Annotated in this window: 28 protein-coding genes; 14 read left to right on the forward strand and 14 right to left on the reverse strand. The window is 45.7% G+C overall.

What is annotated here, in order from left to right; translation table 11 throughout:
- Position 1: 1 nt before the first annotated feature.
- Together ABUE20_RS10310 and bioH are read right to left on the reverse strand one after the other, a co-directional pair.
- A complete protein-coding gene (locus ABUE20_RS10310; RefSeq protein ID WP_408619835.1) occupies positions 2 to 244 on the reverse strand; it encodes a flagellar biosynthesis protein FlgE in 243 nt (80 codons plus the stop codon).
- Between the two features lie 58 nt (positions 245 to 302).
- Entirely contained in the window at positions 303 to 1058 is a 756-nt protein-coding gene (gene bioH, locus ABUE20_RS10315) for a pimeloyl-ACP methyl ester esterase BioH (RefSeq protein WP_408619836.1), read from the reverse strand.
- Between the two features lie 30 nt (positions 1059 to 1088).
- Between bioH and ABUE20_RS10320 the strand changes: the two genes are divergently transcribed.
- Positions 1089 to 1820: a ComFC family protein gene (locus ABUE20_RS10320; RefSeq protein ID WP_408619837.1), complete on the forward strand. Its 732-nt coding sequence runs from the start codon at positions 1089 to 1091 to the stop codon at positions 1818 to 1820.
- A 199-nt stretch (positions 1821 to 2019) separates the two neighbouring features.
- Positions 2020 to 2598: a Fe-S biogenesis protein NfuA gene (gene nfuA, locus ABUE20_RS10325; protein ID WP_408619838.1), complete on the forward strand. Its 579-nt coding sequence runs from the start codon at positions 2020 to 2022 to the stop codon at positions 2596 to 2598.
- Positions 2599 to 2738: 140 nt separating this feature from the next.
- Here the strand turns inward: nfuA and gpsA are convergent, their stop codons facing one another.
- From gpsA to ABUE20_RS10340, 3 genes are all read right to left on the reverse strand, one after another.
- Complete coding sequence (gpsA, locus tag ABUE20_RS10330; RefSeq protein ID WP_408619839.1) at positions 2739 to 3743, reverse strand: NAD(P)H-dependent glycerol-3-phosphate dehydrogenase; 1005 nt, start codon at positions 3741 to 3743, stop codon at positions 2739 to 2741.
- Entirely contained in the window at positions 3743 to 4216 is a 474-nt protein-coding gene (gene secB, locus ABUE20_RS10335; RefSeq protein WP_408619840.1) for a protein-export chaperone SecB, read from the reverse strand. The genes gpsA and secB overlap by 1 nt, the downstream gene beginning before the upstream one ends.
- Positions 4217 to 4313: 97 nt before the next feature.
- Complete coding sequence (locus ABUE20_RS10340; RefSeq protein WP_408619841.1) at positions 4314 to 4742, reverse strand: rhodanese-like domain-containing protein; 429 nt, start codon at positions 4740 to 4742, stop codon at positions 4314 to 4316.
- Between the two features lie 231 nt (positions 4743 to 4973).
- Between ABUE20_RS10340 and gpmM the strand changes: the two genes are divergently transcribed.
- Positions 4974 to 6503 carry a 2,3-bisphosphoglycerate-independent phosphoglycerate mutase gene (gpmM, locus tag ABUE20_RS10345; protein WP_408619842.1) on the forward strand — a complete coding sequence of 510 codons (1530 nt, stop codon included), beginning with the start codon at positions 4974 to 4976 and terminating at the stop codon, positions 6501 to 6503.
- Positions 6504 to 6510: 7 nt separating this feature from the next.
- Positions 6511 to 7647 (forward strand): murein hydrolase activator EnvC family protein, encoded by a 1137-nt coding sequence (locus ABUE20_RS10350; protein ID WP_408619843.1) that lies wholly within the window; start codon positions 6511 to 6513, stop codon positions 7645 to 7647.
- On the opposite strand, the gene ABUE20_RS10355 is transcribed toward ABUE20_RS10350, so the two are convergent.
- The 5 genes from ABUE20_RS10355 to kduD form a co-directional block, all read right to left on the reverse strand.
- Complete coding sequence (locus ABUE20_RS10355; RefSeq protein ID WP_408619844.1) at positions 7637 to 7912, reverse strand: YkgJ family cysteine cluster protein; 276 nt, start codon at positions 7910 to 7912, stop codon at positions 7637 to 7639. The two genes, ABUE20_RS10350 and ABUE20_RS10355, sit on opposite strands and share 11 nt — an antisense overlap.
- A gap of 15 nt (positions 7913 to 7927) precedes the next feature.
- Positions 7928 to 8914 (reverse strand): class II fructose-bisphosphatase, encoded by a 987-nt coding sequence (gene glpX, locus ABUE20_RS10360; RefSeq protein ID WP_408619845.1) that lies wholly within the window; start codon positions 8912 to 8914, stop codon positions 7928 to 7930.
- 132 nt (positions 8915 to 9046) lie between these two features.
- On the reverse strand, positions 9047 to 9553 hold the full coding sequence (locus ABUE20_RS10365) for a DUF4357 domain-containing protein (RefSeq protein WP_408619846.1): 507 nt from the start codon (positions 9551 to 9553) through the stop codon (positions 9047 to 9049).
- Between the two features lie 202 nt (positions 9554 to 9755).
- Positions 9756 to 10604: an RNA polymerase sigma factor RpoH gene (gene rpoH, locus ABUE20_RS10370; protein WP_408619847.1), complete on the reverse strand. Its 849-nt coding sequence runs from the start codon at positions 10602 to 10604 to the stop codon at positions 9756 to 9758.
- A 211-nt stretch (positions 10605 to 10815) separates the two neighbouring features.
- A complete protein-coding gene (kduD, locus tag ABUE20_RS10375; protein ID WP_408619848.1) occupies positions 10816 to 11577 on the reverse strand; it encodes a 2-dehydro-3-deoxy-D-gluconate 5-dehydrogenase KduD in 762 nt (253 codons plus the stop codon).
- 270 nt (positions 11578 to 11847) lie between these two features.
- Here kduD and kdgR point away from each other — a divergent pair, with 270 nt between their 5' ends.
- The gene (kdgR, locus tag ABUE20_RS10380) at positions 11848 to 12657 is read left to right on the forward strand and encodes a DNA-binding transcriptional regulator KdgR (RefSeq protein WP_408619849.1); all 810 of its coding nucleotides are present in this window, start codon (positions 11848 to 11850) and stop codon (positions 12655 to 12657) included.
- 205 nt (positions 12658 to 12862) lie between these two features.
- On the opposite strand, the gene rpmE is transcribed toward kdgR, so the two are convergent.
- A complete protein-coding gene (gene rpmE, locus ABUE20_RS10385) occupies positions 12863 to 13072 on the reverse strand; it encodes a 50S ribosomal protein L31 (protein WP_408619850.1) in 210 nt (69 codons plus the stop codon).
- Between the two features lie 250 nt (positions 13073 to 13322).
- On the opposite strand from rpmE, the gene priA reads away from it, so the two are divergent.
- The 6 genes from priA (at position 13323) to rraA (ending at position 20734) form a co-directional block, all read left to right on the forward strand.
- Complete coding sequence (gene priA / locus ABUE20_RS10390) at positions 13323 to 15524, forward strand: primosomal protein N' (RefSeq protein WP_408619851.1); 2202 nt, start codon at positions 13323 to 13325, stop codon at positions 15522 to 15524.
- Positions 15525 to 15614: 90 nt separating this feature from the next.
- Entirely contained in the window at positions 15615 to 17363 is a 1749-nt protein-coding gene (argS, locus tag ABUE20_RS10395; RefSeq protein WP_408619852.1) for an arginine--tRNA ligase, read from the forward strand.
- 3 nt (positions 17364 to 17366) lie between these two features.
- Positions 17367 to 17921 (forward strand): SPOR domain-containing protein, encoded by a 555-nt coding sequence (locus tag ABUE20_RS10400; protein WP_408619853.1) that lies wholly within the window; start codon positions 17367 to 17369, stop codon positions 17919 to 17921.
- Positions 17922 to 18170: 249 nt separating this feature from the next.
- The gene (gene hslV, locus ABUE20_RS10405) at positions 18171 to 18698 is read left to right on the forward strand and encodes an ATP-dependent protease subunit HslV (RefSeq protein ID WP_408619854.1); all 528 of its coding nucleotides are present in this window, start codon (positions 18171 to 18173) and stop codon (positions 18696 to 18698) included.
- 22 nt (positions 18699 to 18720) lie between these two features.
- Positions 18721 to 20064 (forward strand): ATP-dependent protease ATPase subunit HslU, encoded by a 1344-nt coding sequence (hslU, locus tag ABUE20_RS10410; protein WP_408619855.1) that lies wholly within the window; start codon positions 18721 to 18723, stop codon positions 20062 to 20064.
- A gap of 181 nt (positions 20065 to 20245) precedes the next feature.
- Positions 20246 to 20734 (forward strand): ribonuclease E activity regulator RraA, encoded by a 489-nt coding sequence (rraA, locus tag ABUE20_RS10415; RefSeq protein WP_408619856.1) that lies wholly within the window; start codon positions 20246 to 20248, stop codon positions 20732 to 20734.
- Positions 20735 to 20795: 61 nt separating this feature from the next.
- Here the strand turns inward: rraA and ABUE20_RS10420 are convergent, their stop codons facing one another.
- A complete protein-coding gene (locus tag ABUE20_RS10420) occupies positions 20796 to 21008 on the reverse strand; it encodes a cell division protein ZapB (protein WP_408619857.1) in 213 nt (70 codons plus the stop codon).
- A 115-nt stretch (positions 21009 to 21123) separates the two neighbouring features.
- On the opposite strand from ABUE20_RS10420, the gene ABUE20_RS10425 reads away from it, so the two are divergent.
- Positions 21124 to 21402, forward strand: a complete 279-nt coding sequence (locus ABUE20_RS10425) for a DUF1653 domain-containing protein (RefSeq protein ID WP_408619858.1) — start codon at positions 21124 to 21126, stop codon at positions 21400 to 21402.
- A 1-nt stretch (position 21403) separates the two neighbouring features.
- On the opposite strand, the gene cysE is transcribed toward ABUE20_RS10425, so the two are convergent.
- On the reverse strand, positions 21404 to 22183 hold the full coding sequence (gene cysE / locus ABUE20_RS10430) for a serine O-acetyltransferase (protein ID WP_408619859.1): 780 nt from the start codon (positions 22181 to 22183) through the stop codon (positions 21404 to 21406).
- Positions 22184 to 22203: 20 nt separating this feature from the next.
- Positions 22204 to 23112 (reverse strand): cation diffusion facilitator family transporter, encoded by a 909-nt coding sequence (locus tag ABUE20_RS10435; RefSeq protein WP_408619860.1) that lies wholly within the window; start codon positions 23110 to 23112, stop codon positions 22204 to 22206.
- A gap of 192 nt (positions 23113 to 23304) precedes the next feature.
- On the opposite strand from ABUE20_RS10435, the gene ABUE20_RS10440 reads away from it, so the two are divergent.
- Positions 23305 to 24000 carry a response regulator gene (locus ABUE20_RS10440; RefSeq protein WP_408619861.1) on the forward strand — a complete coding sequence of 232 codons (696 nt, stop codon included), beginning with the start codon at positions 23305 to 23307 and terminating at the stop codon, positions 23998 to 24000.
- A complete protein-coding gene (locus ABUE20_RS10445) occupies positions 23985 to 25376 on the forward strand; it encodes an ATP-binding protein (RefSeq protein WP_408619862.1) in 1392 nt (463 codons plus the stop codon). The genes ABUE20_RS10440 and ABUE20_RS10445 overlap by 16 nt, the downstream gene beginning before the upstream one ends.
- The last annotated feature ends 148 nt before the right edge of the window (positions 25377 to 25524 follow it).

The following is a 25524-nucleotide window of genomic DNA, read 5'->3' on the forward strand; positions in this document are numbered from 1 at the left end:
TCTAGGCTTGAATATCGAGTAAACTACCTACCATCTGGTTATGAGTCTGGATCACCTTCGCTCCGGAACGAGCATAAAGTTCGCCCTGCTTCAACCCCAGCATCGCATCAGTCACTCGTTGATCACCAGGCTGAGATGGTTTTTTACTAGCCACATCGGCAAGCTGCTGACTACTTTGAGTCACCTGTTCATCAGCATGGCGAACCATTTGCACCCCAGAGATATCAGCTCGTTGAATCTCCATCGCAACCTCCATGCTTTCAGTTCATCAACTCTATTATAGCCAAGTGACCAGTTTTTAATCAACTGAAAAGAAAATTTTCTATACTTTCGACAAATTCTCGTGGATGGGAAATAAACGGCGCATGGGATGCTTTTGCAATCAGTTGTTGTTGAATATTTCGGTATTGCAAATGCGCTGGCATCGCCTGTTTGGGAACCAACGAATCCAGAGCACCGAAAATCTGCAACCAAGGGACCTGAAGGCTTGATAGTCCGGATCTTAAATCAATAGTTTTTAACCACTCAATCCCTTGATTTAAATGTGTCAAAGCCGGTTCTGGCCTTTGTTGTAATTGATGACGGATCTGCTGGATATCTGCTTTTGCCCGGGGACTACCTAACGTCTGAATCGCTAAAAAACGATCGAGGGTTTTGCGATAATCCTGAGTTAATCCCTGCGCAAAAAAAGCTAAGACATCGGGTTTAATTCCCGGCCATTGCTTTCTTTCTACAAACGTAGCAGTACTGGCTACCGTAATTAATTTTGAAACTTGTGAAGGACAGCGCAAAGCTATCTGTAATGCCAATAACCCCCCCATACTCCATCCAAGCCATATCCCTTCAGGGAGTATTCGACTCAACTGCTCACAGGTCTCATCAAAGGTGATAAGTTCTGCTGGCTGACTCAACCCATACCCGGGCAAATCCACTAAATACAGTGAAAAACGTTCAGCCAAGCGATTGGCAACACTCTCCCAAATGGCACTGTTCATTCCCCAGCCATGGAGTAAAATCAGATTAGGTCCGGATCCCCGCTGTTCAACATGCAGTGTCATATTTACATCTCTTGGTTCATTCATAGGTCTATGGTCGCGATTCTTGAATATACAAAACAGTCTTGGCTAAACTGGTTTTATCACCTTCAACGTTGCTTAGGATGCCAGCAATCACTAGATCAACACAGCCACTGGTGCTCTGAATGTCTGACCCAATTAACCCCCATCTATACCCATCGTTGTTTACAATGTGCGCTGCCAATTGCATCCGGAGATCGATGTGGTCACTGCTTGCATGAAGCACCTTACTTTGACGAGACATTTACTTTTGATGATTACCGCTGGCCTCTGGCACAGTTTGTCCAACAATTCAAACATCGCCGGCAAACTCAGTTAGCCCAAGGGCTTGCTGAATTATTTTACAGCTATCACCCAGATCTTGATAGCGCATGCCTGTGTCCCGTCCCCATGCATTGGCGAAAACGCTGGCAACGTGGGTTTAACCAGAGCGAACTACTTGCCAGAGCACTGGCTAAGCAGTTCCGACTCCCTTATCGCTCACTTTTTTCTAAACCCAAGTCCAGTGCCGATCTCATTGGTTTATCCCGAAAACAACGCCAACACATTGTCAAAAACAGCTATCAACTGCTCCCCAATCAATCATTACCTGATCAGGTAACTTTAGTCGATGATGTGATGACCACGGGCGCGACGTTAAACGAGCTAGCCCGGCAACTCAAACAAGCAGGCGTTGCTAAAGTGGATTGTTGGGTGCTAGCACGAACCCCGGTCCATCATCATCCCAGTGAAAATTCTCTATAGCACCACCCCAACTCATTGATATCCATCTAACTCGTTCAATAGTCTCATATTATAAGCGCATAACCGTGTTGCTCCTGATAAAATTATATTTTGATAACGACAAAAATAATCACGAAAGATCAACAGCCCCTAGCTTTTGAACGATTATTCAATTTATAATAAAACCTACTAAATTAGTCAGGTATGTAAGGACGACTTTATGATATCCATTTCTACCGCCGCGCAGCAGCATTTTGTTAAGTTATTAAGCGCGCAACCTGAAGGTACAAATATTCGCGTATTCGTTATTAACCCTGGTACGCCTCATGCGGAATGTGGTGTCTCTTACTGCCCGCCAGACAGTATCGAAGAGGAAGATCTTCAGTTCCCTTTTGAAGGGTTTAAAGCACTCGTTGACGCAGCCAGTGCACCATTTTTAGAAGACGCCGAAATTGATTTCGTAACAGATAAAATTGGTTCTCAACTGACACTCAAAGCACCGAATGCCAAAATGCGTAAAGTAGCCGATGATGCGCCTTTGATTGATCGTGTCGAGTATCTCATTGAAAGTGAAGTAAATCCCAATTTAGCCGCTCATGGTGGCCGGGTCACGGTCTTAGAATTAACCGATGACGGCATTGCCATCGTGCAATTTGGCGGTGGATGTAATGGCTGTAGTATGGTTGATGTGACCCTCAAAGAGGGAATAGAAAAACAGCTGCTCGAAGCATTTCCGGATGAACTCAAAGGTGTTCGGGACATTACCGAGCATCAATCAGGTGAACATTCCTATTATTAGCCCCAGCGTTATCGTTATCTAAAGAGACTCACGAAATAAGCCATTGCAAATACTACACTGGCCGAGTCCAGATAAACTAAGGACGTGACATCAATGATAAACCTGCCTAAAACTAATTTTCAGCAGGTTTATCATCGTAATTATTCATCTTTTTGCGAACGGGCTAACAAATCAGTGGCCGCGGCCGATGCCGATTTATGCTGATAAAGCACCTGATAGACTTGCTCAATAATTGGCATTTCAATGCTGAATTGCTGAGCCAACTGGTAGACTTCTTGAGTATTTCGATACCCTTCGACAACCTGACCGATAGCCTCTTGAGCCTCTGTAATAGACTGCCCTTGTCCCAAAGCTAAACCAAAGCGACGATTTCGAGACTGATTATCGGTACACGTTAACACTAAATCGCCGAGTCCAGCCATCCCCATAAACGTTTCAGGAAGTGCTCCAAGAGCCAACCCCAAGCGCATCATCTCCCGCAATCCGCGGGTGATCAGCGCGGTTCGGGCATTGGCACCGAAGCCTAAACCATCCGCAATCCCGGCACCTATGGCAATCACATTTTTAACGGCGCCCCCCAGCTGAACACCAATCATATCGCGATTGGTATACACTCGAAAACTCCGCTCACAGTGCAACAATGAGGCTAAATCACTGACAAACGTTTCATCAGCCGATGAAACCGAGATCGCTGTCGGCAACCCTTTAGCCAGCTCTCCAGCAAACGTTGGTCCGGAGATAACGGCCAGCGTTCGACTCGGACCTAAAACTTCAGCCGCCACATCTGAAAGCAAATGCCCAGTTTTAGGTTCAAGGCCTTTCGTCGCCCACACAATCCGAGCCGTCTCAGACAAATGAGGTTTGATGTGTCTGAGGACATCCGCAAAGGCATAGCTAGGCACAACAATCAAAACATCGTCAGCTTGTTGCAAAGTTGCAGCTAAATCATCGCTAATCAGCAGTGATTCCGGAAACGGGATCCCCGGTAAAAAAGCGCTATTACAACGATCACGGGACAAATGCGCCATGTGCTCAGGCTCATGCCCCCACAATAAGGTAGGGTGCCCATTACGAGCCACAGCAATAGCAAGTGCCGTCCCATAAGAGCCGGCACCGAGCACACATAAAGGAATGCGATTAGGCATTAGTGTTGAATATTCTGTTCACCCTCTGCCGCAGCCGCTTGTTCGAGATAATTTGCAAACATAGCGTCAAAATTCACAGGGGCTAAATTTAACTGAGGGAATGAACCACGGTTGACCAAGCTGGCCACAACTTCACGGGCATAGGGGAACAAAATATTAGGTGTATAAGCATTGACCGCATGGGCTAACTGAGCCGGTTCCATATTAGCCAGCGTAAAGATCCCTGCTTGTTTTACTTCACATAAAAAAGCAGTTTTATCGTCATGAGTGGCTGTTACAGTCAAAGTCAGTACAACTTCATACACATTTTCACCCAGCTCTTCGACATTGTTATCCAAATCGACTTTTACTTCTGGCGCCCATTCCTGCTGAAAAACAGCGGGTGAATTGGGAGTTTCAAAAGAAATATCTTTGGTATAAATACGCTGAATAGCGAATTCAACTTCCTTATTTTCATTTGCGGCGTCAGCCATAATCAAAAACCCTATTATTAATGGTGTAACGACTTACCCGGTCCAAAACCAGGCATACAACAGGAACCTGAATCTGGTTCCCTTATCTTTTATGTTGTTATTTTTTTACTAAAGGTAGATTAGCACTGTTCCAAGCGTTAATACCACCTTGCATAAAATAAACTTCTTTAAAGCCAGCCTTAGAGAATACTCTGGCAACTACAGAAGCTTTGTTACCTAGCTCACAGGCTACGACAATCGGCTGTTCCCGATATTTCTCATAGGCTTTTAAATCATCGACCGTCACTTTGGACTGAGTCAAATTGACCGAGCCGGCAATATGCCCTTTACGGTATTGATCCCCCGAGCGAACATCTACAATCACCGCATCTCGTTTATTGATCAGCTGAGTCACTTGCTGATAAGCAATTCCTTTGACTCCAGACAACAACGGCACAATGAAGCTATAAATCACAGCGGCGAGTAACACGACCCATAACGCACAAAGTAACAGATGGGTCTGAATAAACTCTATAATTTGCGGCATTCCCAACAGTAATTCCCCAGATAAACTTAAAACATAGGCCGCTGAGTATACACCGAGCGACTTCTAAGATCAGCTGGGTCGATTACAATCTGCCCCAAATTTCACACTCTGTAACAAAGAATTATCTTTAATATTGATCTGTTTTAAGAATAGACAGGTGACGTCGGCTCAAAATGTAGTAAAATTTCAGCAGATTTGATCAGAATTATATTTAACTAACAGGTAATCTTTATGTCTGCAAATAAAAAACCTTTAGCGCTTATCATTATGGATGGTTGGGGCTATCGTGCTGATAGTGCCAACAATGCCGTGGCTCAAGCAAATACTCCCGTTCTGGACCGTCTAGCGGCCACCAAAGCCAGCACTATCATTTCTGGTTCAGGTCTCGATGTCGGTCTTCCAGATGGACAGATGGGTAACTCTGAAGTTGGCCATACCAATATTGGTGCAGGCCGCATCGTCTATCAAGATCTGACTCGCATCGATAAAGATATTGCTGAAGGGACTTTCTTCAAACATCCAGTCCTCACTTCAGCCGTTGAAAAAGCCGCAGCGGCAGGAAAAGCCGTCCATATTTTAGGCCTGCTGTCTCCCGGTGGTGTACACAGCCATGAAAACCACATGATGGCAATGGTTGAACTCGCCGCTAAACAAGGTGCTGAAACCATCTATGTACATGGCTTTTTAGATGGACGTGATACTCCACCTCGAAGTGCCCAGGGGTCTATCGATAAATTTGAAGCTAAATTTAAAGAAGTCGGCAAAGGCCGTTTTGCTAGCTTAGTCGGCCGTTATTATGCAATGGACCGAGATAATCGTTGGGACCGGGTTCAATCAGCTTATGATTTATTGACCCAAGGTAAAGCTGAATTTAGCGCTGCCTCAGCAACCGAAGGCTTAGCCGCCGCTTATGCACGTGATGAAAACGATGAATTTGTGAAAGCGACTCGCATTGGCGATACAGCAGCCATCGCCGATGGCGATGCGGTTATTTTCATGAACTTCCGTGCTGACCGAGCTCGTGAAATTACTCGCGCTTTCGTAGATACTGACTTCACAGGATTCGCTCGTGATGTTCGTCCTGCCTGTGAATTTGTAATGCTGACTCAATATGCGGCCGACATCCATACCACATGTGCCTATCCCCCTGAAGATTTAGTCAACACGCTGGGTGAATGGTTAGAGAAAAAAGGCAAAACGCAGCTGCGTATTTCTGAAACAGAAAAATATGCACATGTCACTTTCTTCTTTAACGGCGGTAAAGAAGATCCATTCCAAGGTGAAGATCGTGAAATCGTCCCTTCACCACAAGTTGCGACCTATGACCTGCAACCTGAAATGAGCTCTAAAGAGCTGACCGATAAGATGGTGGCCGCGATTAAGAGTGGCAAATACGATGTCATCATCTGTAACTATCCAAATGGTGACATGGTTGGTCATACTGGAGTCATGGAAGCGGCCGTTAAAGCCTGTGAAGCCGTCGATCAGAGCATTGGTCGGGTCGTTGAAGCATTGGAAGAAGTCGGTGGCGAATGTTTAATTACAGCCGACCACGGTAACGCAGAACAAATGGTTGACCCAAAAACCGGGGGTATCCATACTGCTCATACCAACTTGCCCGTTCCATTTATTTATGTTGGCCGTGAAGCCACTATGAAAGAAAATGGACGCCTTAGTGATATCGCCCCCACCATGTTGACGCTGATGGGAGAAGAAATTCCAGCGGAAATGACTGGTCACTCGCTAGTGGTTCTGAAATAATGCGCTTATGATGCGTATTAAGAAACAACTATTACAGTTGATTTGTGCCAGCTTCGTCGCTGGCACTTTTATATGGCCTTTCGTCAGCTTTTCAGTGGCTGCAGATGAAGTCAGCCAAGAGCAACTGGATAGTGTAACAAAAGAACTAGGAAAAACTCATCAGGTCACCAAACGAGCCCAAAAGTTGTTAGCCCGATTGGAAAAGCAACTGAAATCGGATGAATTACAGATCGCCCGGCAAACTCAAAAAGTAGCCCGGACCCAACAAGAAATCATTCAACATCAACAGCAGCTCGATCAACTCAAATCTCAAGCCCAAACACTGCAGCAACAGCAACAGCAGCAACGACAGTTATTACGACAGAACATGATTGCCGCCTATCAAATGGGCCAGGGTAGTTATTTAAAAATGCTACTCAATCAAAATAAAACGGCTCAACTTGAACGAATGATGGGCTATTATCAGTACCTGACACAAGCCCGGCTCGAGCAAATTAAAGCACTGGAACAAACAACGCAGCAATTAACCCAAAACCAACAGCAACAGCAACAACGACTGGAATCACTCAATCAATTGTTAGCTGACCAAAAACAGCTCCAAAATCAACTGGCGAAGCAACAGCAAAAACGTCAGCATACGGCGAAACAAACCAATCGTTTACTCGCCAATAGCCGGTTAAAAACAGAACAACTTAATCAGGCCAAGGCTTATCTGGCCAGAGAACTGGCTGAAAATGCAATTCCGGAAGTGCAACTCTCTGGCCTCACTCATCATCAGTTAAACTGGCCGGTTACCGGTAAAATTATTCACGATTATCACTCACTCCAGCTAGGCGGTAACCGCTGGGATGGCGTTGTATTGCAGGCCAAATTGGGAACACCGGTCAAAGCGATAGCTGACGGTCAGGTGGTATTTGCCGATTGGCTTCGAGGATATGGGTTAGTGATCGCACTTAACCACGGCCATCATTATCTGAGTCTATACGGATACAATCAATCACTGCTGCATCAGGTCGGTGACAAAGTGAGCCGGGGACAACCTATTGCCACGGTCGGAAATACAGGGGGCCAAGAACAACCAACCCTGTATTTTCAGATCCGCTATAAATCCGGTGTTGAAGACCCACACCAATTTATTCGTTAATTCGAGTGATCACTTCTAATTCATTGAGGATCCGCAACGCCTGTTCTCGAGTTTCACCACACACCCAGTCACTAAACTGGAATCGAAGGCAGACGGCAGGACGCTCCGGTTTTCCAAACAATTTGCAAAGATTATGGTCATCTAACTGAATGCACCGAACACCTGCGGGTTTTCCGTCAGGCATTCCAGGGATCGGAGAAGTAATACTTGGGGCAATGCAGCACGCCCCACATCCAGCCCGACATTCAGTTGACGATTGACTCATGCACACTCCAAACTTTTAAAGTTCACGACTCGCCATATGCACCGACTGGATCCGACGCTGTACTTTGGTAATCCCATCAACAACGAGGGTTTCTGTGTTTAACCGCCCCTGACCATCTCGCCAGATCCCTCGCAGTAAATCCCCTTGAGTAATACCGGTTGCAGAAAAAATAACCCGATCCGAACTCACTAACTGCGATAACGTCAAAACTTGATTGACTTCTAACCCTTGCATTTGACAGCGATGAATTTCAGTCGCTGCGATTTGCTGATTTTCAACTGAAGAACCTTTTACCTGATCCCGAGGTAACAAACGGGCTTGCATATCACCGCCCAGCGCCCTAACAACTGCCGCAGAAACCACACCTTCAGGTGCCCCACCGATACAATACATCACGTCGACATCACTCTGCTCAATACACGTTAAGATCGACGCAGCGACATCCCCATCCGGAATAGCAAACACTCGCACACCTTGTTGATAAAGCGATTCAATCAAATGATCATGACGAGGCTTGGCTAATGTCACCACCGTTAAGTTTGCCAGTGGTTTTTCCAGTACATCCGCGATCCGCTGTAAGTTATCCATCAAGGACAGATTAAGATCAATCATCCCTTTCGCCTTGGGACCCACCACTAATTTTTCCATGTACATATCAGGAGCCCGCAAGAAACAATCTTTTTCACCGGCAGCCAGAACCGTGATCGCATTGCTTTGCCCCATTGCTGTCATTCGGGTTCCTTCAATCGGATCAACCGCAATTTCAACAATGTCGCCCCCCATACCGATGCGCTCTCCGATGTAGAGCATAGGGGCCTCATCAATTTCCCCTTCACCAATCACGATTTCGCCATCGATCGGCATGTCATTCAGCTGTTCTCTCATCGCCGCAACGGCGGCGCCATCAGCTTCATTTTTATTACCACGGCCTAACCACTGATATCCGGCCAGCGCAGCAGCTTCGGTCACTTCAGCAAACCGAAAAGCCAACTTCTCATTCATCACATCAACCTTCGTTAACTAACCTTAAATCCTGTAATTGCCGCGATCCTAGCATATTTATCCAGCAAAGAAGCGATGAAATCCAAGTCAATAAAATAATAAATGTTCTGCATCAAAGGTTGTGAAGTTCATTTAGGAACGTCGGACTATTTTAGGGCGTTTTTTGCCATATCCCCGATCTTTTAATGACCGCCCCCATTGATCTTTCCAGGCATCCAAACCACTTCGGGCATTTCCGGCAATAAGACATGCGGCCAAACTGGGACTCGCAAACTGATGATCCCGTAAAAACTCATATCCTTGTTCTGTTTCTACGAGCACATGTTCTCGAAGCAACTGTTCTCGAAGTTCACGAACCGCCGGGCGCATGGACTCGGTTAATCCCAGATTGGCCGTTGAGCCCTTGGTGACGACAAACTGAGGACGACTTTTACTTCCCGCCGGATACCCATAAGCACTGGCCCGTTTAACCTCAAACTGAAAATCAGCCTGAATTTTTTCCTGGACCGCTTCCGGATTGATCAAACTTTGCAGTGCCTGCAACTGATGATACATATCAATAGGGATAATCGCCGCTTGCTGACGCCCTTCATTATCGACAATAAAATTAACCCGGTTTAAATCAAAATCCTTATCCATCAATGATTTCCTAATCGTTAAAAACACGAGGGGTATTATCGTTTATCGTGCCATAACCCCGTGGAATAGTTTTATCTAATTCACTCAGCTCACGGAACAATCACAGACGTTCAACCGTCTCAAACATAGCCTCTTGAGTCATAATATTCCAGATATGAAAAAGCCCCGCAATAGCGAGGCTTTAGGAAACAAATCACAATAATTATAACTGCATAGACTGACGTAATTTTTTCAACGCATTTTTTTCAAGCTGACGAATTCGTTCAGCCGAAACCTGATATTCATCAGCAAGTTCCTGCAACGTGGCTTTGTCATCATCCAACCAACGACGAGTCACAATATGCTGGCTGCGATCGTCGAGCGTATTTAACGCCGCAGACAACCGATTAGCGGCATGAACTTCCCAGTTATCGTTTTCAATGCCTTGAGCAACATCGGATGTTTTGTCTTCCAAATACTGAACCGGAGCAAAACTTCCTTCGCTATCATCATCCACGCTCACATCAAAAGCCTGATCCTGCGCAGCCATGCGCGACTCCATCTCTTCGACTTCTCGAGTCGAAACCCCCAATTCATTGGCAACGGTAGAGATTTCATCTTGACTGAACCAACCCAGCCGTTTTTTCGACTTGCGTAGATTAAAAAATAGTTTACGTTGCGCTTTAGTGGTCGCAATTTTTACAACACGCCAGTTGCGCAATACATATTCATGAATTTCTGCTTTAATCCAATGGACGGCAAAAGAAACCAGTCGGACTCCATGATGGGGATCAAAACGTTTTACCGCTTTCATCAACCCGATATTGCCTTCCTGAATCAAGTCTGATTGAGGCAAACCGTAACCGGAATAATTTCTGGCAATATGCACGACAAAACGCAAATGAGACATAACCAGCTGGCGAGCTGCTTTCAAATCGCCATGCTCCCACCAACGAAGAGCCAACGCCTTTTCTTCTTCCTCCGTCAGCATTTTAATGCTGTTAACGGTCTGAATGTAAGCTTCAATACTCCCTTGGGGGACTAAAGCCATAGACGTTAAATTATCGCTCATCACTAAACCTCAACATCACGTTTATTGGATAAAGACCTAAAAACTCATATTTAGTTTACCACGGGCAATAGGGATTGCCAAACTCTGTCTATATCACATTTCTCTATAAAAGTAGAGTCCTGCCACATAAAAAAGTTCCCTACAAAAAAGCCGCCTTATCTAAACAAAGCGGCAACCAATTGACTGTAATTGAACATCAATTTTGGAGATTTTAACGGGCTAACCAGCCCCCATCAACGGCAATGGTATAACCATTAATGTAGTCAGAAGCAGCTGAAGCTAAAAAGACAGCCGGCGCCGCAACGTCTCGAGGAGTTCCCCAACGTCCGGCTGGAATACGATCCAAGATTTCGCTGGAACGATCATTATCAGCTCTCAGTGCTGCGGTATTATTCGTAGCCATATAGCCAGGGGCAATCGCATTCACATTAATATTATATTTGGCCCATTCGTTCGCTAACAAGCGGGTAACCCCCATGACACCACTTTTAGAGGCAGTGTACGATGGGACTCGAATTCCCCCCTGGAAAGATAACATCGAGGCGATATTAATGATTTTGCCGCCATTACCTTGTTTAACAAACTGCTTCGCAATCGCCTGAGACATAAAGAATACAGATTTAATATTGAGATTCATGACATCATCCCAGTCTTTCTCTGTAAAGTTTAAAGCGTCTTCACGACGAATAATACCCGCGTTATTTACCAAAACATCAACATGGCCATATTCACTCAGAACTCGATCAATATGACTATCGAATTGATCTATTTCAGCCATGTTGGCATGAATATCGAGGAATTTATGACCTGCTTTTTCCATCATAGTTTTTGTTTCTGTCGGTTCTACAATATTGATCCCGGCAATCGAACATCCAGCTTCAGCTAAACCAAGTGCCATTCCCTGACCCAAGCCTGTATCGCAGCCAGTCACAATGGCGACTTTTCCGGCTAAATCGAAACTATCCAAAATCATATATAACCCCTTTTCCATATATATTCGAAAAACGTCTTACATCCGACGTATCTAATGGTTACTAATATAAGTTCAAAGAACCATCATTTCAACGTTTATGAAATATTGTTTTAATTTTGGTTTTAAGATAGAGAACTGGCTCACAACTTTTCGGGTTTTGATAAAATCACGTTTTATAAAATATGAAATGTGACATAGATAATCTTTTCAACCACCTCTATAATAGAGAACAACTAATAACATGCTCAAAACAGGAAAAGGTAGCTATTTATGGGAGCAACAAAACAGGTTGAACCGGTTTCATCGGTACTCAAAGTGTTTGGCATCCTTCAGGCTCTGGCAGAACAACGAGAGATAGGAATTACGGAAATTGCCCAGCGACTGATGATGTCAAAAAGCACGGTCTATCGGTTCTTACAAACGATGAAGATGGCAGGTTACGTTTCTCAGGAAGACGATACTGAAAAATATACCCTCACCTTAAAACTATTCGAATTAGGCTCTAAAGCCTTGGAACATGTCGAACTCATCTCTTTAGCCGATAAAAAAATGCGAGAACTGGCGACTAAAACCGGTGAAGCCATGCATTTGGGGGCACTCGATGAAGATGCGATTATTTATATCCATAAAATTGATTCCCGTTACAATTTGCGTATGTACTCACGAGTAGGGCGTCGAAATCCACTCTACAGCACAGGGATCGGGAAAGTACTGCTGGCTTACCGAGATGAAGCTTTTGTCCGTGATGCTCTTAAAGATGTTGAATTCATCGCGCATACAAACAACACCATCACCGATGTCGAACAATTCATAGAAGAACTCGCAAAAGTACGTGATGAAGTCGTCGGTGAAGACCGTGAAGAACAAGAAGAAGGACTAAGATGTCTGGCCGTTCCAGTATTTGACCGATTTGGGGTGGTCATTGCCGGGCTGAGTATTTCATTTCCGACCATCCGCTTTGAACAAAGCCGTCGAGATGAATATGTATCGATGCTGCATCAGGCTGCATCTTCATTGTCAGACTCGCTGGGATTCCACGACTACCCCCAACCCGTACGGACCAGTAGTGAAGTTTCCTGAATCATTTCAGTTCATTAATCATCTAAAGAAGTCTCTTCATTAATAGAGGCTTCTTTATTTCCAAAGCATTTTACGCACTGGATGTTCCCCATCGAAAAAATCACATAAAAAAACCGACAATCTTTCGATTATCGGCTTTTTTACATTCCGGAGAACGGTATTCATCATAACTGGATCATGAATGGGTTTCCGGCAAACTCGGTCATTATTTAGCAAATTTACCGAAACGTTTGTTGAAGCGATCCACACGACCACCGGTATCAACAACACGTTGTTTACCAGTATAGAATGGATGACATTTGTCACAAACGTCCAAGCTGATTGCGCCAACACGAGTTGAGCGAGTTTTGATTACGTTACCGCAAGAACAAGTTGCAACAAGTTCTTCATATTCTGGATGAATACCAGTTTTCATGGGAAACCTCACAATTAGGCCGTGTCGCTATCCAACCCGAAGTCAGACACCACACGAAACATTATAAAATTGAGTGAACACTCTATCAGGGCGCGCATGTTAGCCGATCTTAACTATTCTAGCAACGAGTTTTGATGAATTATTGCTGTTTTTTTCACCGTCTCAATCAACCAATATCACTGGTAACCCCCTTACGGGCTGTTTACACTACTCTCTCATTTATTATGAAATCGATTTAGGAGATGACGCGTTGCAATTAGTGCGGGTGGTGGTGGCGACTCATTTACGCCGAACATTTGATTATTTAATACCGGACGATCAGGAACTTCCAGCGATTGGGGCTCGCCTTGAAGTTCCTTTTGGCCAGCGCCGATTAATTGCAATAGCCATCGAACATCCCCAGCACAGTGATATTGCAGCCGATAAATTACGACCTATCGGCCAACGGTTAGATCCGTGCCCGCTGCTTCCAGCGCCTATCCATAAATTACTACTCTGGTCGGCCCAGTATTATCATTACAGCTTAGGGGACGTCTATCTTCAGGCCCTCCCCACCTTGTTACGTCAAGGACAACCCGCGCAAAAAGTGCCCAAAAAATACTGGCAGATCACTGAACAGGGGAAAACCCGCCTGCGACAGTTAGCGCGAACCTCAAAAGCGCCCCGCCAAAAACAGGTTCTGGAACAGTTGCAGCAAGTGGCATTATTTCCCCACGAACAATGGTCATCTCTTGAAATTACCCCTGCCGTTTTAAACACCATGCAATCACAGCACTGGATCGAACCCGTCACGCAGATGCCCAAAAGTCATCCATGGCAATGGCGAGATCTAGCGCAACAACCTCACCAACTAAATAGCCAACAGGCCGTTGCCGTCGCCGCTATCACTCACCGGAGTGCACCTTTCACTCCTTTCTTATTAGAAGGGGTCACCGGTTCAGGAAAAACCGAAGTCTATCTGCAGGTACTGGAACCTTTATTAAAATCGGGTAAACAAGCACTGATCCTAGTCCCCGAAATCGGATTAACCCCGCAAACGATCGACCGATTTCGACGACGTTTTGAGCTGCCACTGGCCGTTCTCCATTCCGGGATGAATGACCGCCAGCGCCTTGATGCCTGGTTACAGGCCAAAAATGGTGAAGTTGCTATCGTGATCGGCACCCGATCCGCCCTATTCACTCCATTGCAAAATCCCGGGATTATTATCATTGATGAAGAACATGACAGTTCTTTCAAACAACAGGATACCTTCCGCTATCATGCCCGGGATGTGGCACTGATGCGAGCGAAACTGGAGCAAATTCCCATCGTTATGGGAACGGCGACACCGGCGTTAGAATCGCTACATAATGCCCTGTCCGGCCGCTATCATTATCTTCAGTTGAGCCAACGAGCCGGAAACGCTCAACCAGCCCATCATCAACTGCTCGATATTAAAAACCAGCCCCTGCGGGCGGGGTTATCTCCCCAGCTTCTCCAAGCCATGCAGCAAACATTGAAAAATGGGCAACAGGTCATGCTCTTTCTGAACCGCCGCGGATATGCCCCGGCCCTGCTTTGCCATGAATGTGGAGAAGTCGTCGAGTGCCCCCGCTGCGAACGCTTTTATACGGTGCACCAACAACCCGCCCATCTGGCCTGTCACCATTGCGGCAGTCAGCGCCCGATCCCGCAGCAATGCCAGCATTGCGGATCCACACAACTGGTCACCACCGGACTGGGCACAGAACAACTCGAACAAGAGCTGAAACAACTGTTTTCAGACTATGCCATCGCTCGAATTGATCGAGACAGTACCCGCCGCAAAGGCGCTTTAGAAACCATGCTAAAAGCGATCAATGCTAATGAATATCAAATTTTAATCGGAACGCAAATGTTGGCCAAAGGCCATCATTTTCCTAACGTAACCTTAGTCGCCATCATCGATATTGATCACGCGCTGTTTAGTAGTGATTTTCGAGCAGCCGAACGACTCGCACAGTTATTTATTCAAGTTGCGGGGCGTGCCGGACGCGCCGGATTAAAAGGTACCGTCATGCTTCAAACACACCATCCGGAGCATGAACTCCTGCAGGATTTAATCAACAATGGCTATACGCATTTTGCCCAATTTGCCTTAAGAGAACGTCAGCAAACCGAATTACCACCGTTTAGTTATCAGGCTCTGATCCGATTCGAAACCTCTCATTCAGAAAAAATCCAGCAATTCAGCGAGCAATTAGAAGCGTTTGAACGTTCGCTGAGCGATCATCAGTGTTGGATCTTTCCCGTTACCGAATCCGCTTTGCCCAAACGGGCCGGGAAATTACGGATGCAACAATTACTGCAGGCCCATCAACGCGTCAGGCTTCATCAGTTACTCCACCATCTGGCACATTGGCTAGAAAATACACCTTGTGCACAACGGGTTCGCTGGTCAATTGATGTCGATCCCATTGATATGCTGTAATGAGCAGTAGTGTTTAGCGGCAATTATCGCTAAAATACCCGGCCTGAATTTTGAACTATTGCCAAAAAGCCAAACAGGTACTGTCCAGCTATGAAAGAGCGCATCCAACAACTTCTTGAAGAAACAATTTCTCAACTCAAACAACGGCAATTACTCCCTGCCAACCTGAGTGCGCAGATCATGGTGGACAAGACCCGAGATAAAACTCACGGGGATTTAGCGACTAACGTAGCGATGGTCAATGCCAAAGCCGCCGGGATGAAACCCCGAGACTTCGCCCAAATGATTATCGAACATCTACCGACCTCTGATCTGGTTGAAAAAACAGAAATTGCCGGTCCCGGATTTATCAACTTTTATCTGAATAGCAACTGGCTTGCCTCTCAAGTCGAACAGATGTCCCATTCCGCCACGCTGGGTGTACAACAAGATCAACATCAAACCATCGTCGTAGATTACTCCGCTCCGAATGTTGCCAAAGAGATGCACGTTGGCCATATCCGCTCCACCATCATCGGGGATGCTGTGGTTCGAACACTGGAATTTTTGGGTAATAAAGTCATCCGAGCCAATCACATCGGGGACTGGGGAACCCAGTTTGGGATGCTGATTGCCAACTTAGAAGATGTCGCTCAGCAACAAGGGCTGGATCCCACCCACATCAGTCTGGCCAATCTGGAAGAATTTTACCGGGAAGCCAAACAACGTTATGACAGTGATGAAGTCTTTGCAGAACGTGCTCGCAACTATGTGGTGCGACTACAAGGCGGTGACGAATACTGCAATACGCTCTGGCGAAAACTGGTCGATATTACGCTCAATCATAACCAATCCGTCTATGATCGATTAGGCGTTTCCCTCACCAAACAAAATGTGATGGGTGAAAGCCTTTATAATGACATGTTACCCGGCATTGTCGACGATCTGCTGCAACGTCACATTGCCGAGGAAGATCATGGTGCCACGGTCGTATTTCTGCCGGAGTTTAAAAATAAAGATGGCGATCCAATGGGCGTTATTATCCGAAAAAAAGATGGGGGATACCTATACACCACCACGGATATCGCCTGTGCTAAATATCGTTATGAAACGCTAGGCGCTGATCGCGTCTTATATTTTATCGACTCGCGCCAACACCAGCACCTGATGCAAGCTTGGACCATTGTGCGAAAAGCGGGCTATGTTCCCGAAACAATTCCTTTAGAACACCATGCTTTCGGTATGATGCTGGGCAAAGATGGACGTCCGTTTAAAACGCGTAGTGGCGGTACGGTCAAACTCGTTGATCTGCTGGATGAAGCTGAATCCAGAGCCACAGAATTATTAGCAACCCGCGATACCGACCTAACCGAACAGGAATTGGCCGAAGTGACGCGGACGATCGCCATTGCCTCGGTCAAATATGCAGATCTGTCCAAAAACAGAACGACTGATTATATTTTCGACTGGGATAACATGTTGGCATTCAACGGAAATACAGCGCCTTATTTACAATATGCTTATGCCCGAATCGCTGCAATCTTCCGTAAATCCGCCATAGCGATGGATTCACTACAGGCCCCACTTTATCTTGAACAAGAACAAGAAATTGCTCTGGCTCAGAAACTTATTCAATTTAATGAAACCGTGCATCAGGTGGCTGCGAAAGGAATGCCACACATGCTCTGTAATTATCTTTACGAATTATGTGGTTTATTTATGAGTTTCTACGAAGCATGCCCAATGTTATCCGCTGAGGAAAAACTCAAACAATCTCGACTACAGCTGGCAGCCCTGAGTGCCAAAGTCATCCAACGGGGGCTCGGCCTGCTCGGGATCCAAACATTAGAGCGAATGTAATTCATGGCACGGGACTATGTCGGGCGTAAGCCTTCACCCAACAAAAAAGGGCGGAAACCCACCCCGCCCCCCAGTCGACGCTTGCCTATTTTGGCCGTCATTATTCTGGTTGTGGCGATTGCTGCATTCGTAGGGGTCCTCTGGCATATAAAAAACTCGGCAAAAGCTCCTGCGCCATTACCCGCGGCTGTCGTTCCCAAAGCACCGGCTCCCGTCCAGGTGAAACCCTTACCGAAGCAACCCAAAGAACCGGATTATATTCGTGAGCTGGAAAATAAGCAGGTCAAAGTCAAAGTACCTAAACGAGAAAAATCCGAACATCGTTATCAAATGCAATGTGCAGCCTTTCGCAATCGCAGTGATGCGGAAACCATGAAAGCCAAAATTGCATTTTCCGGATTATCCAGTCAGGTCCGCCGCAGTGAAGGGAAAAAAGGGGCTTGGTTTAAAGTCGTGCTCGGACCTTATGACACTCGCCGTAAAGCCGAAAGCGATCGCCATCTACTGGAACGAAACAACATCAATACCTGTCAAATCTGGTATTGGACTTGGGATTGATCTTCCTTCAATCTTTGTTCATTAAAGGGCTGTTTTGCCGATACCGACACAGCCTACACCGCTAGCTTTCGCGAGCATCAACCATGGAGGTTGATGCTCTTGCTTAAGATCTCGATAAAAATCAGCGCTGTTTAGCGCCCAGTCTGGGACATTTTCGCTTTGCTCTTGAAAAAGAGCTGAATCCCCCCCATATCAGCAGGTATATCTGCAGATCAGTTACTGATCTTATTTGCAACAGAGAGGTTTATTGTGACAACAATCGTATCCGTTCGACGCGGCAATAAAGTAGTTATCGGTGGTGATGGTCAGGTCTCACTTGGCAATACCGTTATGAAAGGCAATGCCCGTAAGGTACGCAGACTCTATAACGGCCAGGTACTCGCTGGTTTTGCGGGAGGAACTGCCGATGCTTTTACCCTGTTTGAGCGTTTTGAAGCGAAATTAGAGATGCACCAAGGACAGTTGATGCGTGCAGCCGTTGAACTGGCAAAAGACTGGCGAACTGATCGGGCCTTACGTCGACTCGAAGCATTGCTGGCTGTCGCAGACAAAACGGCGTCTCTTATTATTACCGGTAATGGCGACGTGCTCCAACCCGAACACGATCTGATTGCCATGGGATCGGGAGGTCCTTACGCTCAAGCAGCTGCACTCGCCTTACTTGAAAATACAGATTTAAACGCGCATGACATTGTTCAAAAAAGTTTGACGATCGCAGGTGGCATTTGTATTTACACCAATACGAATCAAACTATTGAAGAGCTTGACATAGCCTAACTATCGATTACAGGATTCTGACATGTCTGAAATGACTCCACGAGAAATTGTCTCGGAATTAGACCGCCATATTGTTGGCCAGTCTGAAGCCAAACGCGCGGTTGCGATCGCACTGCGTAATCGCTGGCGACGAATGCAACTTGACCCTGAACTACGTCAGGAAGTAACTCCGAAAAACATTTTGATGATTGGCCCCACCGGGGTAGGTAAAACCGAAATCGCCCGTCGTCTGGCTAAATTAGCTCGGGCACCATTTATCAAAATCGAAGCAACTAAATTCACCGAAGTGGGCTACGTTGGTAAAGAAGTGGATACCATCATTCGTGATCTGGCCGATGTGGCCATGAAAATGACCCGTGAACACGAAATGGAAAAAGTCCGTTATCGCGCCGAAGAACACGCGGAAGAACGTATTTTAGATGCGTTGCTCCCTCCGGCCCGAGATGGCTGGAGTAACGATACCACCACCAGCACCTCCGATAGCCAAAACCATACCCGTCAAATCTTCCGGAAAAAACTCCGCGAAAATGAACTGGATGATAAAGAAATAGAAGTCGATGTGGCTCAGCCACAAGTCGGTGTTGAAATTATGGCGCCTCCTGGAATGGAAGAGATGACCAGCCAGCTTCAGAGTATGTTCCAAAATCTGGGTGGACAAAACGGCACCAAAAAACGCAAGCTCAAGATCAAAGATGCCTTTAAGCTACTGATCGAAGAAGAAGCCGCAAAACTATTAAATCCGGAAGAACTCAAAGAAAAAGCACTGGCAGCCGTTGAAAATAACGGCATTGTCTTTTTAGATGAAATCGACAAAATCTGTAAACGCGGTGAAACTTCAGGCCCAGATGTCAGCCGTGAAGGCGTTCAACGAGACCTGTTGCCATTAGTTGAAGGTTCAACCGTCAATACCAAACATGGAATGGTCCGTACCGATCATATTCTGTTCATTGCCTCGGGTGCTTTTCAGGTTTCCAAACCTTCCGATTTAATTCCAGAATTACAGGGCCGTTTGCCAATCCGCGTGAGCTTAAACGCACTCAGTGCCAGCGATTTCGTAAGTATTCTCACAGAACCGAATGCTTCACTGACCATGCAATACAAAGCATTGATGCAAACTGAAAACGTCAATGTTGAATTTACAGCGGACGGGATCGAACGCATTGCCAACGCGGCTTGGCAGGTCAATGAGCGTACCGAAAATATCGGAGCGCGCCGACTACATACCGTGATGGAAAAACTGATGGAAGAAGTCAGTTTTAGTGCCGCCGATCATGCTGGGGACACCATCACCATTAATGCGGAATATGTTAATCAGCATCTTGATGAACTGGTGGAAGATGAAGATTTAACTCGCTTTATTCTTTAATAAACTTCAAGGTCGGCCTTCGGGCCGGTCTTTCCTGCTATCCTCTTTATTTTTGACAAGTTTTTTCATCTCTGTATAAATTTTTACCTCAACAAGATAAATTCGTCATATTTTTTCAATTGAAAACGGCTACTTAGGGGTTATACTTGGGCCATTAGTCAGCGTTAGCAGGACCGTCTCTATGGAATACAACACATCTGAACTTTGCGATATTTATGCGGATACCGTCGATGTCGTTGACCCTATGTTTGTGAGCTTCGGTGGTCGTTCATCGTTTGGCGGCTCAATCGTCACCATCAAATGTTTTGAAGCCAATGGATTAATCAATCAGGTTGTTCAAGAAGATGGTGAAGGGAAAGTCTTACTTATTGATGGGGGTGGCTCGATGCGACGCGCTCTTGTTGACGAAGCCATTGCCAATGCCGCCATTGAGAATAACTGGGAAGGTATTGTCGTCTACGGCTATATTCGGGATGTCGACGCGCTTGAAGAGTTAGATATTGGCGTTCAGGCGTTGGGATCTATTCCTGTAGGGGCTGATTTTGAAGATGAACATGGCGAAATCAATATTCCAGTCAATTTTGCTGGCGTCACTTTCTTACCGGAAGATCATCTATATGCGGATACAACAGGGATGATTCTCTCACCCGATCCGTTGGATCTGGAATAATTGAATATCAGCACTCAACAGCAAAGCCACCGTCAGCAGACAGTGGCTAAGTGATTGATGATCATTCACCGTCCGAATTGATATTATTCATACGTCCCAGCAACGATTTCAATCGCTCTTGCCAAGCTTGTTGCTCTTGGGTCAGACGGTTGTTTTCGTCACTTAATTTGCTGTTCTGTTCTTTTAAATCATCAATTTCCATACGTAACAGCTCAATATTTTCAACCGCAGTCTGGATTTTAGCTTCCAGTTCTTCAAGTAATTCGAACGACATAGATGCTCCCGTAATTTTAATCGCAATGCCCGAATATAAGAATCAAATTCAAAAGCCATGACAAAGGCCCACTTGCAGCATACCCTTGTCTTCACAAGGCAACAAGGAGAACCCGATGACCGTTCCATCAGATGATGAAAAATCAAACAGCATTCCTGTTCCTGGCCTCTATCAACATTTTAAAGGAAATTTGTACGAAGTTTTAGATGTGGTCCATCACAGTGAAACCGAAGAATTGCTAGTTTTATATCGCCCTTGTTATGGCCAGCGTCAACTCTGGGTCAGACCACTGGCACTCTTTAATCAACCCGCCACCACAGCGGATGGAGAATGCCCCCGTTTTAGTTTAATCCGTAAAACAGAGTCATCTTTATCGCAGCCCAGTGATATCTGAACTAAAGTGACTGACTCATTCCAATGGCGGGGCAATCACAATCCGGTCGTCCCACGATCCGAGCTGGAACGCCCGCTACCGTGGTATGAGGGGGAACAGATTGCAGAACAACGCTACCAGCTCCAACTTTAGCATCGGATCCAACTTCGATATTACCCAGAATTTTAGCGCCGGCACCAATCATCACCCCTCGGCGGATTTTAGGATGGCGATCACCGCCTTCTTTCCCGGTTCCCCCCAAGGTTACCGACTGCAGCACCGACACATCATCTTCAATAACTGCGGTTTCTCCAACGACAATTCCGGTTGCATGATCGAACATAATTCCCCGTCCAATCGTAGCCGCCGGATGAACATCGACCCCAAACACGACAGAAATCTGATTCTGCAGATAACTCGCTAATGCTTTTCGATTATGTTGCCATAACCAATGAGCTACCCGATATCCTTGAATGGCATGGAACCCTTTGAGATACAATAATGGTACTGAATATTGAGTCACAGCCGGATCACGTTCTACAACGGCTTCAATATCGGCAGCCGCTGCATCAAGAATATCAATATCGGCCCGGCAGGCTTCCTCGATGATTTCCCGCAGTACAATCGACTGCACCGTGGTACTATCCAGTTTACTGGCGAGCTGAAAACTCAGAGCGGAACGCAAATTTTTGTGATTAAGTAACGTTGCATGGAAAAAGCTCCCCAACATCGGCTCATCAAGTGTAAATTGATAAGCTTCTTCGCGGATGATCTCCCATATCTGTTGCCGAGTTAACGCCATAGTAATTGTTTTACTCCAACCTAAGTTGTTTGGAAATCCAGTGATGGTTCTTTGCCAATCACCGATAATGGATCCTGATGGATTAATATATCAGATTTAGGCCAACGACTCTTCAACTGCTGCTCAACCCGTTCAGCAATAGCATGCGCCTGAATCAGAGGAAGATTATCGTCCAATTCAATATGAATTTGAATAAAGATAATCTGTCCTGATTGTCGGGTTCGTAAATCATGTGTGCCCTGGATCCCATCAACCGCTTCAACAGTCGCCACGATCTCATCTTTAAAGTCGTCATCAAGTTCGCGATCCAACAGATGTTGAAAGGCTTCAAAACCAATCGACCAAGCGCCCCGAAAAATGTACAACGCAATGGCAATAGTGAACAAGCCATCCGCCCACCACCATCCGATACGATCCAGAACCAACGCCACCATCACCGCCAAATTCATCAAAATATCAATACTATAATGTAATGAATCGGCCTTAATCACACTATTCCCGGTCCGGCGTACAGTATAAAGTTGATAAAAGATTAAAAGTAATGTTAACACCGTCGAAATAGCCATTACCAATAACCCAACAGAGGTCTGTACCAGAGGTTTCGGCGTCCACACAGCCGCAATACCGGTATACAGCAAAATAATTGCGGTTCCACAAATAAAACCAGCCTGTAACAACCCCGCCAATGGCTCTACTTTACCATGCCCAAAGCGGTGTTCTGCATCCGGAGGGCGCAATGCATAACGAATAGCCAATAAGTTGACCACCGAAATGCCAATATCCATCAATGAGTCAACTTGAGAAGCCAAAATACTTACGGCACCCGTCAGTAAATAGGCCGCGCTTTTGATCACCAGTAACGTGATCGCAATGATCGTCGCTAGCAAACTGGCCTGTCGGACTAACCGACTATATTGAGAGTCATCCATCGTTCGTATCAATGATTCATAAAAGAGTCAGTATAATACTTAATGACCTATGCGTATGTCAGTAAACGCAATGCAATCATGTATTTTTAAGCCGCATACTGTAAATGTCGGTAAACATACCGCATTCAGGAACAATATTCGTTAAACTTTGGGCATTATGCCGTTGAAGGCATTACGGGAGGAAATTCAACTATGAAATTGCTGATGATCGATGATGACCGAGAGTTAACAGAGCTACTCTGTGACTTACTTACATTAGAAGGATTTGAATTTGAATCATGTCATGATAGTCAGCAGGGGTTAGACCGCTTAGCCAAACACGATATTGATTTAGTGCTACTCGATGTCATGATGCCAGGTAAAGACGGATTTGCAGTCTTGCGAGAATTACGTCAGGGACAACCCGAATTACCGGTACTGATGCTCACGGCCAAAGGTGATGAATTTGATCGCGTTCTGGGGCTGGAACTGGGTGCGGATGATTATTTACCGAAACCTTTTAGTGACCGGGAACTGTTGGCTCGGATCAAAGCGATACTAAGACGAATGAACCGCAACGGCACGCATCATGAAGCCGCGATCGATGATCATATCGAACAAGATGATCTCACAATATATCCCAAACGTCAGGAAGCCTTACACCAAGGACAACCACTGAGTCTCACCAGCACTGAATTCCTATTACTGGAACAGTTTCTTCGGCATCCGGGCGAAATTCTCAATAAGACCGAACTCAATGAACAGGTCTTGGGGAAAAAGCTCATGCCATTTGATCGGAGTCTGGATATGCATGTCAGTAATCTTCGCAAGAAAATCCCAGATCGGGATGACGGACAACCACGCATCAAAACAGTTCGGGGGAAAGGTTATTTATGGCTGGCATGGTAAATCGCCTATGGTTGTTGGTAAACAGCCTATTTATCAAGATATTATTGTCCTTTTGGGGGATTTTACTGTTAACACTCGCAACCGGTTTCATCATCATCCAGTTAGGACAAAAAAACGATTTTCCTTTGCCCCGATGGGCAACTCGTGACCTCCATGGAGCCCATTTTATATTACAGCATGGTTTACCCCGGCGAATGCCGATGATGGACGATCATTCTCGTTTTCCAATGCCACCACATCCGACGATCATCATTACCGATCAACATGGCACCTTACTCAATGAGCCAGAGTTACAACAATTAGATGGACCTATTCGTAGTTTTATATACAGTGTTGCCGATCCTCTTGCGCCTAAATTACGAATTTTAGATGAACATCAAGTCGTTTTTGGCCCCTTAGCTTTTAATGATGAACACAGCGGTGAATCTCGCCATCTCTATCTGCTTAAATCGCTGCCATCACAACAAATGGAACGACTTCAAAACTTTAGGGCTCGCCCAGAAATACTCTTAATAGTCCTCGTCATATTCAGTTTGATCGCCTGTATGGCCATTGCCTGGCATATCGCCCGTCCTCTCAAAAAACTGCGCCATGCAGCCAATCAGATTGCAATGGGAGATTTATCGGCCACATTACCCGATCTACATCGCCGTGATGAGATTGGTCATCTAGCCAAAAGTTTGTCCAATATGTCACAAACCATGGCAAATGCGATTACCAATCAACGTCGGTTACTCAGTGATATCTCTCATGAATTGCGCTCCCCTCTCACCCGTCTGAACATGGCGGTCGCTTTAAGCTATAAGCGACATGGTCCCAGCAATGAACTCGCACGAATAGAGAAAGAGTCGCAGCGTCTCGAAGAGATGATCCGAGCGCTATTAGGACTGTCCAGAATGCAGCTAGATGATAGTGGTCTGGAAGATGAAGAACTTAACAGTCTCCTCGAAGAATTAGCGAATGACTGTCAATTTGAAGCCGGACAATTGGGCAAAACATTTCAATGGCAGAATCGTGGCCCCAAAATGCTACGCTGTTATCCAGATGCTTTAATTAGCGCGATTGAAAATTTATGCCGCAATGCCATTAAATATGCCGAACATCGTGTAGAACTCTTGATCGAACCAGTCTCCAATCAAACACTTAAAATCAGTGTACAAGATGATGGCCCCGGCATTGATGAAAAAGATATCGAACAGATATTTCGTCCGTTTTATCGAGCCAGTGAGGCCCGAGATCGCGATTCCGGAGGTGTTGGTTTGGGTCTAGCCATCGCGGATTGGGCCGTTCGTCAGCATGGCGGCACGATTCGGGCTGAAAACCGCTCGGACCATTCAGGGCTGAAAGTGATTATTACACTACCTTATATCAGCTAAAGGCTGTTGCACTTGCAGCGTTGAATTTTGTACGAACTAAACACTTTTTATACAAGAGCAGTAGTGACATTAAGATTTGAGCGAGTGTTGATAGGTTATCTTGAGATGAAAAAGCAAACGTTTATCGTCTAAATTATAGATCGTGCTT

Origin of the sequence: Celerinatantimonas marina, assembly GCF_046054165.1 — a bacterium.
GTDB lineage: Bacteria > Pseudomonadota > Gammaproteobacteria > Enterobacterales > Celerinatantimonadaceae > Celerinatantimonas.

Bases quoted from the DNA above. Each gene is read 5' to 3' on its own strand.
- ABUE20_RS10310 (WP_408619835.1), bottom strand. From the start codon at position 244: ATGGAGATTCAACGAGCTGATATCTCTGGGGTGCAAATGGTTCGCCAT.
- bioH (WP_408619836.1), bottom strand. From the start codon at position 1,058: ATGACACTGCATGTTGAACAGCGGGGATCCGGACCTAATCTGATTTTA.
- ABUE20_RS10320 (WP_408619837.1), top strand. From the start codon at position 1,089: ATGGTCGCGATTCTTGAATATACAAAACAGTCTTGGCTAAACTGGTTT.
- nfuA (WP_408619838.1), top strand. From the start codon at position 2,020: ATGATATCCATTTCTACCGCCGCGCAGCAGCATTTTGTTAAGTTATTA.
- gpsA (WP_408619839.1), bottom strand. From the start codon at position 3,743: ATGCCTAATCGCATTCCTTTATGTGTGCTCGGTGCCGGCTCTTATGGG.
- secB (WP_408619840.1), bottom strand. From the start codon at position 4,216: ATGGCTGACGCCGCAAATGAAAATAAGGAAGTTGAATTCGCTATTCAG.
- ABUE20_RS10340 (WP_408619841.1), bottom strand. From the start codon at position 4,742: ATGCCGCAAATTATAGAGTTTATTCAGACCCATCTGTTACTTTGTGCG.
- gpmM (WP_408619842.1), top strand. From the start codon at position 4,974: ATGTCTGCAAATAAAAAACCTTTAGCGCTTATCATTATGGATGGTTGG.
- ABUE20_RS10350 (WP_408619843.1), top strand. From the start codon at position 6,511: ATGATGCGTATTAAGAAACAACTATTACAGTTGATTTGTGCCAGCTTC.
- ABUE20_RS10355 (WP_408619844.1), bottom strand. From the start codon at position 7,912: ATGAGTCAATCGTCAACTGAATGTCGGGCTGGATGTGGGGCGTGCTGC.
- glpX (WP_408619845.1), bottom strand. From the start codon at position 8,914: ATGAATGAGAAGTTGGCTTTTCGGTTTGCTGAAGTGACCGAAGCTGCT.
- ABUE20_RS10365 (WP_408619846.1), bottom strand. From the start codon at position 9,553: ATGGATAAGGATTTTGATTTAAACCGGGTTAATTTTATTGTCGATAAT.
- rpoH (WP_408619847.1), bottom strand. From the start codon at position 10,604: ATGAGCGATAATTTAACGTCTATGGCTTTAGTCCCCCAAGGGAGTATT.
- kduD (WP_408619848.1), bottom strand. From the start codon at position 11,577: ATGATTTTGGATAGTTTCGATTTAGCCGGAAAAGTCGCCATTGTGACT.
- kdgR (WP_408619849.1), top strand. From the start codon at position 11,848: ATGGGAGCAACAAAACAGGTTGAACCGGTTTCATCGGTACTCAAAGTG.
- rpmE (WP_408619850.1), bottom strand. From the start codon at position 13,072: ATGAAAACTGGTATTCATCCAGAATATGAAGAACTTGTTGCAACTTGT.
- argS (WP_408619852.1), top strand. From the start codon at position 15,615: ATGAAAGAGCGCATCCAACAACTTCTTGAAGAAACAATTTCTCAACTC.
- ABUE20_RS10400 (WP_408619853.1), top strand. From the start codon at position 17,367: ATGGCACGGGACTATGTCGGGCGTAAGCCTTCACCCAACAAAAAAGGG.
- hslU (WP_408619855.1), top strand. From the start codon at position 18,721: ATGTCTGAAATGACTCCACGAGAAATTGTCTCGGAATTAGACCGCCAT.
- rraA (WP_408619856.1), top strand. From the start codon at position 20,246: ATGGAATACAACACATCTGAACTTTGCGATATTTATGCGGATACCGTC.
- ABUE20_RS10420 (WP_408619857.1), bottom strand. From the start codon at position 21,008: ATGTCGTTCGAATTACTTGAAGAACTGGAAGCTAAAATCCAGACTGCG.
- ABUE20_RS10425 (WP_408619858.1), top strand. From the start codon at position 21,124: ATGACCGTTCCATCAGATGATGAAAAATCAAACAGCATTCCTGTTCCT.
- cysE (WP_408619859.1), bottom strand. From the start codon at position 22,183: ATGGCGTTAACTCGGCAACAGATATGGGAGATCATCCGCGAAGAAGCT.
- ABUE20_RS10435 (WP_408619860.1), bottom strand. From the start codon at position 23,112: ATGGATGACTCTCAATATAGTCGGTTAGTCCGACAGGCCAGTTTGCTA.
- ABUE20_RS10440 (WP_408619861.1), top strand. From the start codon at position 23,305: ATGAAATTGCTGATGATCGATGATGACCGAGAGTTAACAGAGCTACTC.
- ABUE20_RS10445 (WP_408619862.1), top strand. From the start codon at position 23,985: ATGGCTGGCATGGTAAATCGCCTATGGTTGTTGGTAAACAGCCTATTT.